The sequence below is a fragment of the Celeribacter sp. SCSIO 80838 genome (assembly GCF_056498065.1).
Window position 1 is genome coordinate 901,590 of the sequence record NZ_JAZKMA010000001.1, and the last position, 15,568, is coordinate 917,157.

At 58.5% G+C, this 15,568-nt stretch carries 19 protein-coding genes; 15 read left to right on the plus strand and 4 right to left on the minus strand.

What is annotated here, in order from left to right; all coding sequences use genetic code 11:
• Positions 1-48 precede the first annotated feature (48 nt).
• The 5 genes from hslO to V1475_RS04405 all read left to right on the plus strand — a co-directional run bounded on the left by hslO (position 49) and on the right by V1475_RS04405 (position 4,571).
• A complete protein-coding gene (hslO, locus tag V1475_RS04385; RefSeq protein WP_479411784.1) occupies positions 49-1,047 on the plus strand; it encodes an Hsp33 family molecular chaperone HslO in 999 nt (332 codons plus the stop codon).
• Positions 1,031-1,636, plus strand: a complete 606-nt coding sequence (locus V1475_RS04390) for a CoA pyrophosphatase (protein WP_479411785.1) — start codon at positions 1,031-1,033, stop codon at positions 1,634-1,636. The genes hslO and V1475_RS04390 overlap by 17 nt, the downstream gene beginning before the upstream one ends.
• Positions 1,633-2,784: a CCA tRNA nucleotidyltransferase gene (locus tag V1475_RS04395; RefSeq protein WP_479411786.1), complete on the plus strand. Its 1,152-nt coding sequence runs from the start codon at positions 1,633-1,635 to the stop codon at positions 2,782-2,784. Before V1475_RS04390 ends, V1475_RS04395 begins: the two co-directional genes overlap by 4 nt.
• The gene (locus V1475_RS04400) at positions 2,784-3,998 is read left to right on the plus strand and encodes a class I SAM-dependent RNA methyltransferase (protein ID WP_479411787.1); all 1,215 of its coding nucleotides are present in this window, start codon (positions 2,784-2,786) and stop codon (positions 3,996-3,998) included. Before V1475_RS04395 ends, V1475_RS04400 begins: the two co-directional genes overlap by 1 nt.
• Before the next feature lie 72 nt (positions 3,999-4,070).
• Positions 4,071-4,571, plus strand: a complete 501-nt coding sequence (locus V1475_RS04405; RefSeq protein ID WP_434289730.1) for a L,D-transpeptidase family protein — start codon at positions 4,071-4,073, stop codon at positions 4,569-4,571.
• An 18-nt stretch (positions 4,572-4,589) separates the two neighbouring features.
• Here V1475_RS04405 and dalA read toward each other — a convergent pair whose 3' ends face one another.
• Positions 4,590-5,126, minus strand: a complete 537-nt coding sequence (gene dalA / locus V1475_RS04410) for a divisome-associated lipoprotein DalA (protein WP_434289729.1) — start codon at positions 5,124-5,126, stop codon at positions 4,590-4,592.
• A 192-nt stretch (positions 5,127-5,318) separates the two neighbouring features.
• On the opposite strand from dalA, the gene V1475_RS04415 reads away from it, so the two are divergent.
• Together V1475_RS04415 and V1475_RS04420 are read left to right on the plus strand one after the other, a co-directional pair.
• On the plus strand, positions 5,319-5,912 hold the full coding sequence (locus V1475_RS04415; RefSeq protein WP_434289728.1) for a L,D-transpeptidase: 594 nt from the start codon (positions 5,319-5,321) through the stop codon (positions 5,910-5,912).
• 123 nt (positions 5,913-6,035) lie between these two features.
• Complete coding sequence (locus V1475_RS04420) at positions 6,036-6,221, plus strand: hypothetical protein (RefSeq protein ID WP_066703401.1); 186 nt, start codon at positions 6,036-6,038, stop codon at positions 6,219-6,221.
• Between the two features lie 81 nt (positions 6,222-6,302).
• Here the strand turns inward: V1475_RS04420 and hemH are convergent, their stop codons facing one another.
• Both hemH and V1475_RS04430 read right to left on the minus strand, forming a co-directional pair.
• Complete coding sequence (gene hemH, locus V1475_RS04425; protein ID WP_479411788.1) at positions 6,303-7,388, minus strand: ferrochelatase; 1,086 nt, start codon at positions 7,386-7,388, stop codon at positions 6,303-6,305.
• A 52-nt stretch (positions 7,389-7,440) separates the two neighbouring features.
• A complete protein-coding gene (locus V1475_RS04430) occupies positions 7,441-8,271 on the minus strand; it encodes a methyltransferase domain-containing protein (RefSeq protein WP_479411789.1) in 831 nt (276 codons plus the stop codon).
• A 55-nt stretch (positions 8,272-8,326) separates the two neighbouring features.
• Between V1475_RS04430 and V1475_RS04435 the strand changes: the two genes are divergently transcribed.
• Genes V1475_RS04435 through V1475_RS04455 form a run of 5 tightly spaced genes read left to right on the plus strand, consistent with a single transcriptional unit; the run spans position 8,327 to position 11,409 of the window.
• Positions 8,327-9,040, plus strand: coding sequence for a double zinc ribbon domain-containing protein (locus tag V1475_RS04435; protein WP_479411790.1), 714 nt, complete (start codon positions 8,327-8,329; stop codon positions 9,038-9,040).
• A 38-nt stretch (positions 9,041-9,078) separates the two neighbouring features.
• Positions 9,079-9,336: a glutaredoxin 3 gene (gene grxC / locus V1475_RS04440; protein WP_479411791.1), complete on the plus strand. Its 258-nt coding sequence runs from the start codon at positions 9,079-9,081 to the stop codon at positions 9,334-9,336.
• Between the two features lie 3 nt (positions 9,337-9,339).
• Entirely contained in the window at positions 9,340-10,176 is an 837-nt protein-coding gene (locus V1475_RS04445; protein WP_479411792.1) for a carbon-nitrogen hydrolase family protein, read from the plus strand.
• Positions 10,173-10,625: a MarR family winged helix-turn-helix transcriptional regulator gene (locus tag V1475_RS04450; protein WP_479411793.1), complete on the plus strand. Its 453-nt coding sequence runs from the start codon at positions 10,173-10,175 to the stop codon at positions 10,623-10,625. Before V1475_RS04445 ends, V1475_RS04450 begins: the two co-directional genes overlap by 4 nt.
• On the plus strand, positions 10,612-11,409 hold the full coding sequence (locus tag V1475_RS04455; RefSeq protein WP_479411794.1) for a GNAT family N-acetyltransferase: 798 nt from the start codon (positions 10,612-10,614) through the stop codon (positions 11,407-11,409). The genes V1475_RS04450 and V1475_RS04455 overlap by 14 nt, the downstream gene beginning before the upstream one ends.
• A 3-nt stretch (positions 11,410-11,412) precedes the next feature.
• On the opposite strand, the gene ubiG is transcribed toward V1475_RS04455, so the two are convergent.
• Positions 11,413-12,147 carry a bifunctional 2-polyprenyl-6-hydroxyphenol methylase/3-demethylubiquinol 3-O-methyltransferase UbiG gene (gene ubiG, locus V1475_RS04460; RefSeq protein WP_479411795.1) on the minus strand — a complete coding sequence of 245 codons (735 nt, stop codon included), beginning with the start codon at positions 12,145-12,147 and terminating at the stop codon, positions 11,413-11,415.
• A gap of 69 nt (positions 12,148-12,216) precedes the next feature.
• Here ubiG and pip point away from each other — a divergent pair, with 69 nt between their 5' ends.
• The 3 genes from pip (at position 12,217) to nusA (ending at position 15,550) form a co-directional block, all read left to right on the plus strand.
• On the plus strand, positions 12,217-13,185 hold the full coding sequence (gene pip, locus V1475_RS04465) for a prolyl aminopeptidase (RefSeq protein ID WP_479411796.1): 969 nt from the start codon (positions 12,217-12,219) through the stop codon (positions 13,183-13,185).
• Positions 13,186-13,338: 153 nt separating this feature from the next.
• Positions 13,339-13,926: a ribosome maturation factor RimP gene (rimP, locus tag V1475_RS04470; protein WP_479411797.1), complete on the plus strand. Its 588-nt coding sequence runs from the start codon at positions 13,339-13,341 to the stop codon at positions 13,924-13,926.
• A 13-nt stretch (positions 13,927-13,939) separates the two neighbouring features.
• Positions 13,940-15,550, plus strand: coding sequence for a transcription termination factor NusA (gene nusA / locus V1475_RS04475; RefSeq protein WP_479411798.1), 1,611 nt, complete (start codon positions 13,940-13,942; stop codon positions 15,548-15,550).
• The last annotated feature ends 18 nt before the right edge of the window (positions 15,551-15,568 follow it).

A 15,568-nucleotide genomic window follows, 5' to 3' on the forward strand; every position in this document is an offset into this window, starting at 1 on the left:
GCCTATATGAACAGGATATTCCAGCGCCGAACCTGAGGGGAAGCACAAATGCTCGGATCGAAAATTGCCTGGGACGATACGGTCCTGCCTTTCCAACTTGACGCCTCGGACATTCGTGGGCGCGTGGCGCGTCTCGATGGCGTGTTGAACCGCATTCTTGCGCAGCATGCCTACCCACATGAAATCGAAGCACTGGTGGCGGAAATGGCGCTTCTGACCGCGATGATCGGTCAGACGATGAAGTTACGCTGGAAGCTGTCCTTGCAAGTGCGTGGCGATGGTCCGGCGCGCTTGATCGCGACCGATTACTATGCGCCTACAGCCGAAGGGGAGCCTGCTCGCATCCGGGCTTATGCCTCTTTCGATGCCAACCGTCTTATGCCGCGGGTCGATCCGTTTTCCCAGATCGGCAAAGGCTATTTCGCGATCCTGATTGACCAAGGGAAGGGTATGGTGCCGTATCAGGGGATTACGCCGATTTCCGGCGGTTCTCTCTCTGCCTGCGCAGAGACCTATTTCGCGCAGTCTGAGCAATTGCCGACGCGGTTCGCGACAACTTTTGGCACCTCGCTGCTGCCCGGCGGTGAGGAGCATTGGCGTGCCGGGGGCATCATGCTCCAGAAAATGCCGAAAGCTTCGCCTTTCGCGGCGCAGGGCAATGAGGATGGCGACGGTCTTTTGCAGGCGGTCGATATCCTGAACGATGACGATTTCGAGGACTGGAACCGCGCCAATATCCTGCTTGATACGGTCGAGGATATGGAGTTGATCGGCCCGCATGTGCAGCCGACGGAATTGCTCGTGCGCCTGTTCCACGAGGAACGCCCCCGCGTGTTCGATCCGCAGCCGGTGCATTTCGGCTGTAATTGTTCGGAGGAGAAGGTGCGCCAAAGCCTGTCGATTTATTCGACCAAGGATATTGCACGTATGACCACCGACGACGGTGAGGTCACAGCGGATTGTCAGTTCTGCGGTGCGCATTATGTGCTCGACCCGAAAACGGTCGGGTTCGAGGCGGAGGAAAGCCCCGATGGTGATGCCGATTGATCGGGACGCCCTCAAGGCGCTGTTGAGCGATTCGGGGACACCTTCTTCAGATTTCGATCTGAACCGGGATTTGCGCCCGGCTGTGACGACGAAACTACGCCCTGCGGGGGTGCTTGTCCCGATCCGGGAAACGCCTCAGGGTCTGCGGCTGATCCTGACCAAGCGCTCTTCGGCCTTGAAACATCATCCCGGGCAAATCGCGTTTCCCGGGGGGCGTGTCGATGCCACCGATCGTGACCCCACAGACGCCGCCCTGCGCGAAGCCACGGAAGAGATCGGTCTGCCGCGCTCTCTGGTGGAGGTTCTGGGCGGACTTCCGACCCATGAAACAGTGACGCAGTTCGAAATGTTTCCGGTTTTGGGCTGGATCAGAGAAGATTTCACGCCGGTTGCCGAGGAAGGCGAGGTGTCTGAGGTCTTCGATGTTCCGCTGAGCCATGTACTCAATCCGCAGAATTTTTCCATCCAGTCCCGACGCTGGCGGGGCCAGATGCGTTCCTTCTATACCGTGCCATATGGACCCTATTACATTTGGGGGGCCACGGCGCGGATCTTGCGGGTTCTTGCGGACCGGGTGAGCGGATCATGAAACTCACGGCAGACTGGATCGAAAGCGGCCCGGCGCAACGCGTCATGTCGATGTTTTCCAAGGCGGGCGAAGAAGCCTATTTCGTGGGGGGCTGTGTGCGTAACAGCCTGTTGGGTGTGCCGGTTAGCGATCTCGATATTGCCACGTCCGTGCGACCGGAACGCACTGTTGAGCTGGCCGAAACCTTTGGGTTCAAGGCCATTCCGACCGGCATAGATCACGGCACGATCACCGTTGTGGTTGAGGGCGAGCCTTTCGAGATTACGACATTCCGTAAGGATGTTGAGACCGACGGGCGACGTGCGGTCATCGCCTTTGCCGAGACGATAAAGGAGGATGCGCGTCGGCGCGATTTCACGATGAATGCGCTTTATGCCAAGGCGGATGGCAGCATCGTCGATCCGCTTGGCGGGCTTTCGGATCTTCGGGCGCGACGGGTGCGGTTCATTGACGATCCGGTGCAGCGGATTCGTGAGGATTACTTGCGAATCCTGCGTTTTTTCAGATTTCATGCCTGGTATGGTGACGACGAGGCGGGGCTCGACCCTGAAGGTCTTGCCGCTTGTGCCACACATATCGACGGTCTTGCACGCCTGTCCCGTGAGCGGATTGGGCATGAGATGATCAAGCTTCTATCTGCCATGGCCCCCGAGCGGGCGCTGGGCGCGATGGATCAGACAGGTGTGTTGAATGCCCTCTTGCCGGGGGCTTCGACGAAAGCGTTTTTTATCCTGACCTCTCTGGAGCAGACGCCCGATCCAATTCTGCGTCTTGCAGCCTTGGGCGAATTCGATGTTGCGGCGCTTTTGCGTCTGTCAAAGGCTCAGATGGGGTATTACCAGACGCTGCGTGATGCGGCCCTTGGGATGCGACCTGCCGCTGAGATTGCCTATCGTGAGGGCGAGATGATTGCGCGAGGGGCGATGACCCTGCGGGCGGCATTTTTGGAGCAACCTGTGCCAGACCGGATTTCAGACGACATTCGCAAAGGTGTTGAGGCGAAATTGCCGATGTCTGCCAGAGATCTGATGGCTTTTCTGTCGGGAAGAGAGTTGGGCGGGGCTTTGAAGCGGCTTGAGCAGGATTGGATCGACAGCGGTTTTCAGCTTTCGAAAGAAGAGCTGCTGCGACGTGTGGAGAGGGGCTGATGGAGTACGAAATTCAGCGGTTGGGCCATAAAGGCGACGGTATCACGGCAGACGGCATCTTCGTTCCGAACGCATTGCCGGGGGAAGTGGTCGAGGGGGAGCCTGTCGATGGACGCATTGCAGCCGCCAGAATCGTTACGCCGTCGCCTGACCGAGTGAAACCCGCGTGTCGGCATGCCAAGGCCTGTGGTGGCTGTGCCCTGCAACATGCGTCTGATGATTTCGTGGCGCAGTGGAAAAGTGATTTTGTCGCCTCCGCTCTGCGACATCAGGGAATTTCCGCAGGGTTAGAGCCGATTTTGACCTCACCGCCACAAAGCCGACGACGTGCGGTGTTTCATGGACGACGGACGAAGAAGGGGGTGATGCTCGGACTTCACGCCCGTGCCTCCGACAGTCTGGTTCCGGTGCCGGATTGCATCCTGATGGTGCCTGAGATCATGGCGCATTACAGTGATCTGGAACGGTTGGTCGAGCTGGGTGCCTCGCGGCGGGCAGAGATGGACATGACCGTGATTGCTTCTGAGAGCGGGCTGGATGTTTCGGTTCAAAACGGAAAACCGCTCGATCTCGATATGAGGTTCGAATTGGGGCAATTTGTGCGGGATGTGAGCCTGTCTCGCTTGTCGTGGAATGGCGAAGATCTTGCCGGGGAGGCGCTGCCGTTTCTGAGGTTTGGCAAAGCTCATGTTGTGCCGACACCGGGCGCCTTTTTGCAGGCGACCGCTGAAGGGCAGGCTGCTCTGGTGGCACTGATGCGACGGGCGGTTGGCGATGCGGAACGTGTTATCGATCTTTTTGCCGGTTGCGGTACCTTTTCCCTGCCTTTGGCGGAACTCGCCGAGGTGCATGCGGTCGAAGGTGTGTCCGATATGCTCGAAGCTTTGATGAAAGGTTGGCGCCAGGCGCAGGGACTCAAACGCGTGTCCGCCGAGACGCGGGACCTGTTTCGTCAACCTGTGCGCAGCGATGAGTTGAACCGATTCGATGCGGCGGTGATCGACCCGCCGCGGGCAGGAGCGCAGGCGCAATGCGCGGAGATTGCCAAAAGCAATCTGACGCGCGTGGGATTCGTGTCCTGCAATGCGATTACCTTTGCGCGTGACGCCAAACACCTCATCGAAGCTGGGTTTGAATTAGAATGGATCGTACCCGTGGATCAGTTCCGCTGGTCGACCCATGTTGAAATTGCCGCCAGTTTTCGGCGTGCTTGACCCGCGAAAATGATTTGGCGGGATTTGCCGTTCCGGTGTATGGAGAGGAAAAACAAAGATCGGGTAGTGATCATGAAACGGCGGGTTTTCCTTGCGTCAGCGATTTCCGTGCTGACCTTTTCCAAAGCGGCGTTTGCGCGCGATTTGAAGCCTTATGCGGGACCGGAAATCACCCGCGTGGTGGTCTACAAAGAGCGTCGTAAGCTCTATCTTCTGCATGGCGACGAGGTGGTGCAGGAATATAAAATTGGGTTGGGTGGCAATCCTATTGGTCCGAAACAATTCGAAGGCGACGGTAAGACGCCGGAAGGTAGTTACATTATCAACCGCCGCAATCCGAATTCGGCCTATCACTTGTCTCTTGGGATTTCTTACCCGAATGCTGACGATGCCGCTTACGCTCAGGCGATGGGGCGGCGTCCGGGGGGCGATATCTTCATCCACGGCCGCGCCGGTGAGAATCGTGGCAAGGGCAAGGACTGGACGGCGGGATGCATCGCCGTCAAGGATCGCCATATCGAGAAAATCTACATGATGGTGCAGAATGGCACCCAGGTAGATATTTTTCCATAAATACCTGGGTGTTAGGCCTTAGTTGGCGGCGTAGGTCTGTCCGGCCTGCGCGCCAATCAGCAGGGTCCACCAGAGCTTGCCACTGTCCTCTTGATACCAGGCAAAACCGATATCGGTCGCGCGGCTGTCGAGGATGACGTCGCGCGTGTCCGGCTGTTCCATCCAGGCGGAGAGGGTCTCAAGTTCGGTCTCGTAGGTCTCGGAAATATTCTCGCCAAGCATCAGTCCGGTGTAGCCCGAGCGTGTCACGCGATCGAGCGGCGAGGAGCCGTCGGACCCGAAATGCCAGGGGCGGTTCTGGACGTGCATGTCGCGCGAATGAGTCGCAGCGGCGGCGTTCAGGTTGGCGTTGAGTTGCACAGGTCGTTGGCCGGCGGCGGAACGCAGGGCGTTGATCGAGTCGAGCATGCGATACTGAATCGTTGCCTCGTCCTTGGCGTTGACGCGATAAACGCGGGGCAGGGGCTTGCCATCAGGGCCAAGACGTTCGGTCGGTGTTTCACAAGCGGTCAGGCCGACTAGGGCCAACATGAGGATGGCGACGATGCGCGACATTCCGGATACTCCATGAACTTTACCGGCCGGGATTTTTGGCCAAGATGATTGGCATGAGTTAATCGCTTTGTTCGCCGGGATCAAATCTTGTTCGCGGCTTTCCGCCATGAACGATTGTTTGATTTGCGACTGCGACAAACGCGCCATATAACGCATGTCGATCAAGATCACATCACGAAATGGCGAAGTCCCATGAGTAAAGCCCCCGTTTTCAAGTTTTCCCGGCGCAGTTTCGTGGCCGGGAGTGTCGCCCTGTTGAGTACGCCTGCGCTTGCGCAGTCGGAAGGGACGACGGAGATGGAGAACGATCTCTCCACCGTCGTGCGCCGCAACATTTCGAGCTTTCGCTCGCTAGATTGGCACCCCTATTTCAGCAATCTGCACAATGGGGCGATCCTCGTGGATACGACCTCTCGGGCGCTGCATTTCTGGAGCGAGGATCAGAGTGTCTATAAACTCTATCCGACCTCAGTGCCGCTGAGCGAGGATCTGACGCGGCGCGGCCGGACTGAGGTGATCCGTAAGGTCGAGGGACCGAGCTGGGCGCCGACGCCGTCGATGAAGATCCGCAACCCCGAATGGCCGGATTTTGTCGGACCCGGTCCGAACAACCCGCTGGGCACCCATGCGCTTTATCTGAGTTGGCAATTTTACCGTATTCACGGCACTCATGACACGCGCAAGATCGGGCGTCGGTCTTCGAACGGGTGCATCGGTTTGTACAACGAACACATCGCGGAGCTGTTTCAACTCGCCAAGGTCGGCACGCAAGTGTTGCTAATTTGACGACAAGAAGCCGGAAAATATGGCAGGATCAAAGGAGCGATTGATTTTGCTCACGATTGGTTCATATAGCTGATTGTGTGAAACAAACCTGCCCTCTGTCGTGGGGTTCAAGGAGGATTGACTATGAAAAAACTCGCTGTTGCTGCCGTTTTCGCTCTGGCTGGCACCGCTTCTTTCGCTGGCGGCTACTCTGAGCCGGTCATCGAAGCTCCGGTTGTTGTCGAAGAAACCTCTTCTTCGTCCGCTGGTGGCTACGTTGTGCCGCTTCTGATCCTGGCTCTCGTGGCTGCTGCTGTTGCTGCCGACTAATTGTCGCCAGACAACACAGAATTGAAAGGGCGGTTCTTTTGAACCGCCCTTTTCATTTGTCTGGAGCATGCGCCGGGGGGATTACACCCAGCCGGCAAGGTTCTTTCGGATCTGACCGACCAGCGCGCTGATGTGCAGCGGGTCCGCGTTGAGGCAGGGGATATAGAGAAACTCTTCTCCGCCCGCGTGTTCAAAGCTCTCCTTGATCTCTTCGTTGATCTCTTCAAGCGTCTCGATGCAATCGGCGGAAAACGCCGGGGCGCAGACAGCAATGCTTTTGTTGCCCTTCTCCGCCTGTCGCGCAACTTCTTCAACCGTATAGGGCTGAAGCCATTCTTCAGGGCCGAATTTCGACTGAAACGTTGTCATGATCTGCGTGTTATCCCATCCGAGACGCTCTTTCAGCAGGCGAGTCGTTTTCTGGCATTGGCAATGATAGGGGTCGCCGCCTTCTTTCAGGTAGCGCTCCGGGAGTCCGTGATAGGAGCAAATCAGGATGTCGGGTTTGCGCTCCGCCGCCGCATAAGCACGCTCGACGGATTGCGCGAGCGCTTCGATATAGGCCGGATCGTCAAAATAGGGCGCAACCGTGCGGGACGCGGGCTGCCAGTTCTCTTCCATCAAGGCGCGGAAAAACTGATCGTTCGCGGTCGCCGTCGTCGCCCCGGCATATTGCGGATAGAGCGGGAAGAACAGAATTTTGGTGCACCCCTCGGCCACCATTTTTTCGACTTTCGACTGAGTCGAAGGGTTGCCATAGCGCATGCAGAAATCGACCATCACCCGGTCGCCATATTCCGCAGAAAGCGCGGATTTGATTGCGGCGGTCTGCTCTTTGGTGATCGTCATCAGCGGGCTTTCATCCGCTTCGTTGTTCCAGATCGATCTATAGGCGGCTCCGGATTTCGAGGGGCGGAAGGTCAGAACGATACCTTGCAGAATCGGCTGCCATTTCCACCAAGGATAGTCGATCACCCGCTTGTCCGACAGGAACTCACCCAGATAGCGTCGCATCGACCAATAGTCCGTGGCGTCCGGGGTTCCGAGATTGGCAAGCAGCACGCCGATCTTTTCCTTTGGCACTTTCGGATGGTCTTTCGGTGCATGCATCGGGCAGGTGGCATCCGGTGCATTGGTGTTGAGCCGCGAAGGCTTCATGAGTCCCATGTGATCTTCCTGATTTTTGTTCGTTCTAGGCTTAGGTCGGTTCGGGGGCGGGTCAAGCGGAGCCTTCGGGCAACTTGAATTCTTCGGTGTGAAGCGCATCGGCCAGCCGCATCCTCGCGGAACCGGGCATCAGGGGTTTGGGTTGGCTCTCGTCCGGGGCCCAGCCGGTGAGAAACACCATGTCGAACGTCGTGATCAGTCGCCCGTCTTCGGAAAAGTGATCTTTGTAGAGTTGTTCGGCTGTCTTGAAGAGCCGTGCCGGGCTCGGCGTTCTGAGACGGCCGTTGAGAGCATTGCCCTCACCCATCGCACGCAGGTCCTCGACCATGCGCGACAGGGACGGGTAGCTCACTTTGCGCACCGTCTTGTCTGCCACGGGAAGCGCAAAGGAGGCACGTTGCAGCAAGGCGCCCAGATCGCGGAGCTCCCCCATCGGAAGAACGCGCGGAGACAGCCCGCCGCTTACCATGGTTTCCGCCTGACCGAGACAGGCGCGCAACTCGTTGAGGGTCTGGTCGCCGAAAAATGCGGCGATCATGAGCCCGTCCGGTTGCAACGCGCGGTTGCACTGAATGAGTTGCCCGACCGGATCATTCGCCCAATGCAGGCTCATGGCGTGGATCACCAGGTCATGCACACCTTCTTCAAGGGACAGGATATCGTCATCGGGGACAACCTTGGCCTCGGGAAAGTATTCGGCCCACAATTCGGGAAAACCCGTGATCACGGCGGGAGATGTAAACGATTTGTTAACCATATCCAGCCGATCTTGGATTTCGAAGCGGGCCTCTTCATGCAGGAAAAAATCGCCTCCCATGTGCATCGCGCGTTGCCGGTTCCGGGCAAGTTGATCCCGATCGACGAGAAGAGGGGGCTGAGACATGGGTTTCGTCCTGATGATTGGTCTGCGGGCGACAATTTAGGTAGTCGGATGGGAAATGCAAAGACTGGCCAAACTGATCTATCCGGCACAATGCCTGACCTGCGACGAAATGATCGAAGCGGAACGTGGCCTTTGCCCGAAATGCTGGTCGGATACACCGTTCATCGTGGATCACATTTGCGATTGTTGCGGTCGGCCTTTGGTGGGCGACGCGGAAGAGGGCGATCTGTGTGACGATTGCCGGAGTCATCCCAAGGCCTGGGATCGCGGACGGGCGGTGATGCTCTATGGCGGAAATGCGCGGTCCATGGTGTTGCGGTTTAAACATGGCGACCGCACCGATTTGGCGCATCCGATGGGGAGCTGGCTGGCAGATGCGGCTGAGCCGCTGATCAAATCGGATACGGTCGTGGCGCCCGTGCCGCTGCATTGGTTTCGTCTGTTTCGACGGCGCTACAATCAGTCGGCGCTTTTGGGGCACAGAGTCGCGAAACTCCATCGGTTGGACTATATTCCGGACCTGTTGAAACGGCCGTCGGCCACGCGCAAGCTTGATGGCATGACGGCAGAACAGCGGCGCGATACAGTGGCGGGTACCATTCGAATCAACAGTGCACATGTGGAGCGGATCAAGGGGCGGCCTGTTCTGTTGATCGACGATGTTCTGACAACGGGCGCAACCTTGGGCGAATGTGCACAGGCCTGTCGCAAGGCGGGTGCGGCTTCGGTCAACGTTGCCGTACTGGCACGCGTGGACAGAGAGACGTAAATCCTTATAGTCGCCGCAAGACAAAAGGATTTCCTCCCATGCAACCCGTGACCCTCTATACGACTCCGATCTGTCCCTATTGCATTGCGGCCAAACGGCTGCTTGACAGCAAAGGCGTCGAATATACCGATATCGACGTTATGGCGAATCCCGCTCTGCGTCAGGAAATGATGCAACGCGCGCCGGGCAGCCATACCGTGCCGCAGATTTTCATCGGCGATACCCATGTCGGCGGTTGTGACGATCTCCATGCGCTGGAGCGTGCGGGCAAACTCGATCCGCTTCTGGCCGGCTGATCCATGCTCCGCGTCGGCCTCGTCACCCTGAATTCGAGCGACGATCCGCTCGCCAACCTGCCGATCACGCAGGGCTTTGTGAACGCCGCTGCCGATGCGGGGGCCGAAATCGTGATGACGCCGGAGGTGACGAATTGTGTCTCCTCCTCGCGCGCGCATCAGAAAGACGTGCTCTATCACGAGGCAGATGATCCGACGCTGGCTGCATTGCGCGAAACGGCGCATTTGCGCGGGATTTGGGTCTTGATTGGCTCGATCGGGTTGAAAACGGGTGACCCAGACGGGCGTTTTGCCAACCGGTCTTTCCTGATTTCGCCCGATGGGGAAATTGCCGCGCGCTATGACAAAATCCATATGTTTGACGTGGATGTGAGTGCGACCGAACGCTATTGCGAATCCGATGGGTATCGTCCCGGCGAAAGGGCCGTTGTGGCGACGACGCCCTTTGCCAAGATCGGTATGACCATCTGTTACGACCTGCGCTTTCCGCATCTGCACCGTGCGCTGGCGAAAGCCGGAGCCGACATCATCACGCAGCCCGCAGCTTTTACGGCGGTCACGGGCGAGGCGCATTGGCATAGCCTGCTGCGTGCCCGTGCGATTGAAACCGGGTGCTTTGTGCTCGCACCTGCCCAGACCGGGCATCACAAAGAAAAAGTCGATGTAAACCGCCGCACCTACGGGCATTCTCTGGCGGTCTCGCCTTGGGGTGAGGTGATCTTTGATGGCGGAATTGATCCGGGTTGGGGTCTTGTTGACATCGAACTTGCCGAGGTTGCCAAGGCACGCAAACGCATTCCGGCATTGCTGCATGATCGGGAGTTCAAGGTCGAGGTATGAGCGGGTCTTCCAACAACGACGCCCTCTCGGTCGCGCTGTTTTCCGAGATTTTCATGGCCGATCAGTTGGCGCGAAACCGGCTGACCAAAGCCTTGCCGAAAGGCATGGAGATCAGCCATTTCTCCCTGCTCAATCACCTTGCGCGTCTAGGGGATGAACGTTCCCCGGCGCAGTTGGCTCGTGCGTTTCATGTCACCCGAGGTGCGATGACCAACACGATCAACAAACTGGAATGGGCGGGATATATCCACGTCCGGCCCGATTGGGACGATGCGCGGCGCAAATTCGTTTCGATTTCGCCTGCCGGGAAGGCCGCGCGCGATGCGGCACTGGCGGCCATTGCCCCGATCCTGTCGGATATCGTTGAGGCGATTGGCACGGAGCGAGTCAAGGCCGCTTTGCCTGTCCTGCGGGAAATGAGGATCCGGCTAGAAGATGATGGGTCCTAAGGCGCTCGAATTGTCGACGGATTTGCTTGTCATGGGCGCGCAATCCGAGTGGACGGACTATGCGGACCGGTTCGTGCAACGGACCCCTGCGCAGCCGGATTTCTGGTTTGGCAACCGGACGATTTTCAAGGCTCTTCCGACGGACGACACCGAAGCCGAGGCGCAAATCGCCCTCGCTCAAAAAGACAATCCAGGCGCACCGTTTTCTGTGCTGTTTTGGGATGTCCACGATGCCGATCTGACGCCGTTTTCCTCTGTCTTCGAGGCCCATGGCTATGATCTCGAAACCGGCGTGACGCTCGTCGGAGGTGAAGCGGTGCGTCCGGGTTTGCCTGGCGGGATTTCCTTTCGTGAGATTGTCAGCGATGCAGATTGGCAGACCGTTATCGCGCTGCAACTCTCAGGTATGATCGGCGACGGAATAGACCCGAACGCAGCCGAAAGTTATATCGCAAAGAGCTTCGCTCGCAGGCGGGACCTAAGCGAGGCCGGACGAGGGGGATGGTTCGGGCTTTTCGAAGAGGACTTGCTTGTGGCCGATATGGGGCTTGTCTGGTCGCCGGATTTGGTGCGTTACCAATCCGTTGAAACCCGCGAGAGCCACCGGCGCCGGGGGCTTTGTGCGGTGTTGCTCGGCGAAGTCAGAGCCTTTGCCGCGAAACGGTTCCCGAATGCGCGTCAGGTGATTGTGGCGGAGGAGGGCACCACCGCCGCGCGCCTCTATGAGCGCGCGGGGTTTGTGTCGGTCGAACGTGTGGTCTCTGCGTCTAAAACGCCGAAATAGGGACTATTTCTTGATCGAGGCCGTCACGTAATTGACTGAAAGATCACGCGCCGAGAGCGACCATTTCCACAGGATCGGGTTGAAGACGAACCCCTTGCGATCAACGGGTTCAAGACCCGCTTTCGCAATCAGATCGACCAGTTCATCGGGTGTGATGAATTTCTTCCATTCATGCGTGCCTTTGGGCAGCCAACGCATGACGACCTCAGCCCCGAAAATCGCCATCGCGTAGCTTTTCGGATTGCGATTCAGGGTCGAACACAGCATCAGACCGCCCGGTTTGAGCAGCATCTGACAGGCGGTGAGATAGGCGAGCGGGTCGGCGACGTGTTCGACTACTTCCATGTTCAGCACGACATCAAACTGTTCGTCGGCATCGACAAGCGCCTCGGCGGTGGTGTTGCGGTAGTCGATGTCGAGCCCGGATTGTTCGGCATGGACCTGTGCCACCGGAATATTGCGTTCCGCGGCATCCGCGCCCACCACGGTCGCGCCAAGACGCGCCATCGGTTCGGACAAAAGCCCGCCACCACAGCCGATGTCGAGGAGACGCAAGCCCTCAAACGGTTTGTCGGCGGACAAATCACGACCGAACTCTGCGGCAATTTGTGTGGTGATATAATCGAGCCGAACCGGGTTCATCATGTGCAAAGGCTTGAACTTGCCAGACGGGTCCCACCATTCGGCGGCCATGGCCTCGAATTTCGCGACCTCATCCGGGTCAATGGTGGTTTGCATGATCGCCTCCTTCATGTTCAACTCGCTGCGTCGGGACATCCGCTTGGACCCGCTCTATATAGGACACCCATGGACAAGGTCTCAGGCCAAAACAGCGCATATAGCTATCTCTACCCGCAAATCGCGGTCTATGACCACCGCATGCTGGATGTCGGCGACGGGCACAAGCTTTATGTCGAGCAAAGCGGCAATCCCATGGGGATTCCGGTGGTGGTTTTGCATGGCGGTCCCGGTGGCGGGTGTAGCCCCTATATGCGGCGCTATTTCGATCCGGCGCTCTATCGCATCATTCTGTTCGATCAGCGTGGCTGCGGGAAATCCCGGCCTTTTGCCTCGGTCGAGGCCAACACGACCTGGCATCTCGTCGCCGATATTGAGCGTATTCGTGAGGCGCTGGGCATCGAGCGCTGGATGGTCTTCGGCGGAAGCTGGGGGGCCACCCTGGGTGTCGCCTATGCGGAGACGCACCCGGAGCGCGTGATCCATCTGGTGCTGCGCGGGGTCTTCCTTGCACGCAAAAGTGAACTCGACTGGTTCTATGCCGGGGGCGCTGGGCGATTCTGGCCCGATCACTGGGCGGAATTTCGTGACGCCATCCCGGAAGAGGAGCGGGGCGATCTCATAACCGCCTATCACCGGCGCCTCTTTAGCGGCGACCACCGGCAGGAGGTCACCTATGGCCGGATCTGGTCGCGTTGGGAAAACGCTCTGGCGTCTCTGGGGTCCGATGGCGTTGTGGGGGATCCGGGGCCGGAATACGCCCGGACCTTTGCCCGGATCGAAAACCATTACTTTATCAACAAGGCCTTTCTCGATCACGACGGCCAGCTTTTGCGCAATGTCGACCGGATCGCGGAGGTGCCGGGCACCATTGTGCAGGGGCGGTTCGATATGATTTGCCCGCCGGAGACAGCCTATGAGCTGCACAAAGCCTGGCCGAGATCGCGGCTCATCATGGTCGGGCAGGCGGGGCATGCCCTGTCGGAACCGGGGATCACCGAGGCGCTCGTGATGACGATGGATCGGCTGGCGCGTTGATCAGGGCTTGCAGATTCGTTGCGGGGCGCGTATAGACCCCTCCAACAGCGGCGCTGTCGGGAGTTCCCGAAGCTCCACCGGGAAAGATCGACGGGCCGCGCGCCCGTTTTTTTGTGCTCTCATGTCGAGAGCCCCGGATATGAAAGGCAAGACATGTCCGAACTGATTGCCAAGACCGCGATCGACCGCCGGATGGCGGAAATCGTCGGCCCCGTCATCGAAGGGATGGGGTTCGAGCTTGTGCGCGTGCGTCTGATGTCTTCGACGAAATCGAAGACGCTGCAAATCATGGCCGAGCGCCCCGAAGGCGGCATCGAAGTTGACGAATGTGCCGAGATTTCCACTGCGGTTTCTGCTATTCTCGACGTCGAAGACCCGATCGAAGATGAATATACGCTCGAAGTGTCGAGCCCCGGGATCGACCGCCCGCTGACCCGTCTGAAGGATTTTGCGACCTTCGAGGGCTATGAGGCCAAGATCGAAACGACCGAGATGATCGACGGCCGCCGTCGTTTCAAAGGTGTGCTGGCCGGTGTCGAAGGGGATGAGGTTTTACTCACCCTCGATGAGACTGGCGAAGAGGTCACCATCGGTCTGAATTTCGACTGGCTGTCGGACGCGAAACTTGTGCTGACCGACGAGCTGATCCGCGAAATGCTGCGCCAACGGAAATCCGACGGCGCAATCGACGAAACCCAATTTGACGACATCGAGACCGACGACGGGTCTTCAGAGGATTGAGAGAGGACTGAATATGGCAATCACCTCTGCAAACCAGCTTGAGCTGTTGCAAACCGCCGAGGCCGTGGCCCGCGAGAAGATGATCGACCCGAACCTCGTGGTCGAAGCGATGGAAGAGTCCCTCGCCCGTGCCGCGAAGTCGCGCTACGGCTCCGAGATGGATATCCGCGTCCACATCGACCGCAAGACCGGCCGCGCCACGTTCACCCGTGTGCGCACGGTTGTGGAAGATGAAGAGCTTGAGAACTACCAGGCCGAGCTGACCGTTGAGCAGGCCAAGCAATACCTGGCCGACCCGCAGATCGGCGACGAGATCAAGGACGAGGTTCCGCCGGTTGAGCTTGGCCGGATCGCCGCGCAATCCGCCAAACAGGTCATCCTGCAAAAAGTGCGCGAAGCCGAGCGTGATCGTCAGTACGACGAGTTCAAGGATCGTGTGGGCACCATCATCAACGGTGTGGTGAAACGCGAAGAATACGGCAACGTCATCGTCGATATCGGTCGTGGCGAAGGTATTCTGCGTCGCAATGAGAAGATCGGCCGCGAGACCTATCGCCCGAACGACCGTGTGCGCTGCTACATCAAGGACGTGCGCCGTGAAGTGCGCGGGCCGCAGGTGTTCCTGTCCCGCACGGCACCGGAATTCATGGCCGAGCTGTTCAAGATGGAAGTGCCGGAGATTTACGATGGCATCATCGAGATCAAGGCCGTGGCCCGCGACCCGGGCTCGCGCGCGAAAATCGCCGTGATTTCCTATGACAACTCCATCGACCCGGTCGGGGCCTGCGTCGGTATGCGCGGTTCGCGTGTGCAGGCCGTGGTCAACGAGCTTCAGGGCGAGAAAATCGACATCATTCCGTGGAATGACGATGCGCCGACCTTCCTCGTCAACGCGCTGCAACCGGCCGAAGTGACGAAAGTGGTGCTCGACGAGGATGCTGGTAAAATCGAAGTCGTGGTGCCGGACGAGCAGCTTTCGCTGGCCATCGGTCGTCGCGGTCAGAACGTGCGTTTGGCGTCTCAGTTGACGGGTCTGGACATCGACATCCTGACCGAAGCCGAAGAGTCCGAGCGTCGTCAGAAAGAATTCGCGGCCCGCACGCAGCTCTTCATGGACAGCCTCGATCTGGATGAATTCTTCGCTCAGCTTCTGGTGTCCGAAGGCTTCACCAACCTCGAAGAGGTCGCCTATGTCGACGTTGACGAGCTTCTGGTGATCGACGGTGTGGACGAAGATACCGCGAACGAGCTTCAGGCCCGCGCCCGTGACGTGCTCGAAGAAGCCAACCGTAAGGCGATGGAACATGCCCGCGAGTTGGGCGTGGAAGACAGCCTGGTTGATTTCGACGGCCTGACACCCCAGATGATTGAGGCATTGGCCGAGGATGGCGTGAAGTCGCTTGAAGATTTCGCGACCTGCGCCGACTGGGAGCTGGCCGGTGGCTGGACCACGGTGAACGGCGAGCGCGTCAAGGACGATGGTGTCCTCGAAAAGTTCGACGTTTCCCTCGAAGAAGCTCAGAATCTTGTGATGACCGCGCGCATTCAGCTTGGCTGGGTGGACCCGGCCGATCTCGAATCCGAGGAAGAGGTTGAGGAAACCGAAGAGGAGAGCGAGGCCTGATCGGGCCTCGTTTATGAA

Bases quoted from the DNA above. Each gene is read 5' to 3' on its own strand.
- V1475_RS04430 (WP_479411789.1), bottom strand. From the start codon at position 8,271: ATGTCTCAGCCCCCTCTTCTCGTCGATCGGGATCAACTTGCCCGGAAC.
- V1475_RS04420 (WP_066703401.1), top strand. From the start codon at position 6,036: ATGAAAAAACTCGCTGTTGCTGCCGTTTTCGCTCTGGCTGGCACCGCT.
- nusA (WP_479411798.1), top strand. From the start codon at position 13,940: ATGGCAATCACCTCTGCAAACCAGCTTGAGCTGTTGCAAACCGCCGAG.
- V1475_RS04455 (WP_479411794.1), top strand. From the start codon at position 10,612: ATGATGGGTCCTAAGGCGCTCGAATTGTCGACGGATTTGCTTGTCATG.
- dalA (WP_434289729.1), bottom strand. From the start codon at position 5,126: ATGTCGCGCATCGTCGCCATCCTCATGTTGGCCCTAGTCGGCCTGACC.
- V1475_RS04400 (WP_479411787.1), top strand. From the start codon at position 2,784: ATGGAGTACGAAATTCAGCGGTTGGGCCATAAAGGCGACGGTATCACG.
- ubiG (WP_479411795.1), bottom strand. From the start codon at position 12,147: ATGCAAACCACCATTGACCCGGATGAGGTCGCGAAATTCGAGGCCATG.
- hslO (WP_479411784.1), top strand. From the start codon at position 49: ATGCTCGGATCGAAAATTGCCTGGGACGATACGGTCCTGCCTTTCCAA.
- V1475_RS04445 (WP_479411792.1), top strand. From the start codon at position 9,340: ATGCTCCGCGTCGGCCTCGTCACCCTGAATTCGAGCGACGATCCGCTC.
- hemH (WP_479411788.1), bottom strand. From the start codon at position 7,388: ATGGGACTCATGAAGCCTTCGCGGCTCAACACCAATGCACCGGATGCC.
- rimP (WP_479411797.1), top strand. From the start codon at position 13,339: ATGTCCGAACTGATTGCCAAGACCGCGATCGACCGCCGGATGGCGGAA.
- V1475_RS04395 (WP_479411786.1), top strand. From the start codon at position 1,633: ATGAAACTCACGGCAGACTGGATCGAAAGCGGCCCGGCGCAACGCGTC.
- V1475_RS04450 (WP_479411793.1), top strand. From the start codon at position 10,173: ATGAGCGGGTCTTCCAACAACGACGCCCTCTCGGTCGCGCTGTTTTCC.
- grxC (WP_479411791.1), top strand. From the start codon at position 9,079: ATGCAACCCGTGACCCTCTATACGACTCCGATCTGTCCCTATTGCATT.
- V1475_RS04390 (WP_479411785.1), top strand. From the start codon at position 1,031: ATGGTGATGCCGATTGATCGGGACGCCCTCAAGGCGCTGTTGAGCGAT.
- pip (WP_479411796.1), top strand. From the start codon at position 12,217: ATGGACAAGGTCTCAGGCCAAAACAGCGCATATAGCTATCTCTACCCG.
- V1475_RS04415 (WP_434289728.1), top strand. From the start codon at position 5,319: ATGAGTAAAGCCCCCGTTTTCAAGTTTTCCCGGCGCAGTTTCGTGGCC.
- V1475_RS04435 (WP_479411790.1), top strand. From the start codon at position 8,327: ATGCAAAGACTGGCCAAACTGATCTATCCGGCACAATGCCTGACCTGC.
- V1475_RS04405 (WP_434289730.1), top strand. From the start codon at position 4,071: ATGAAACGGCGGGTTTTCCTTGCGTCAGCGATTTCCGTGCTGACCTTT.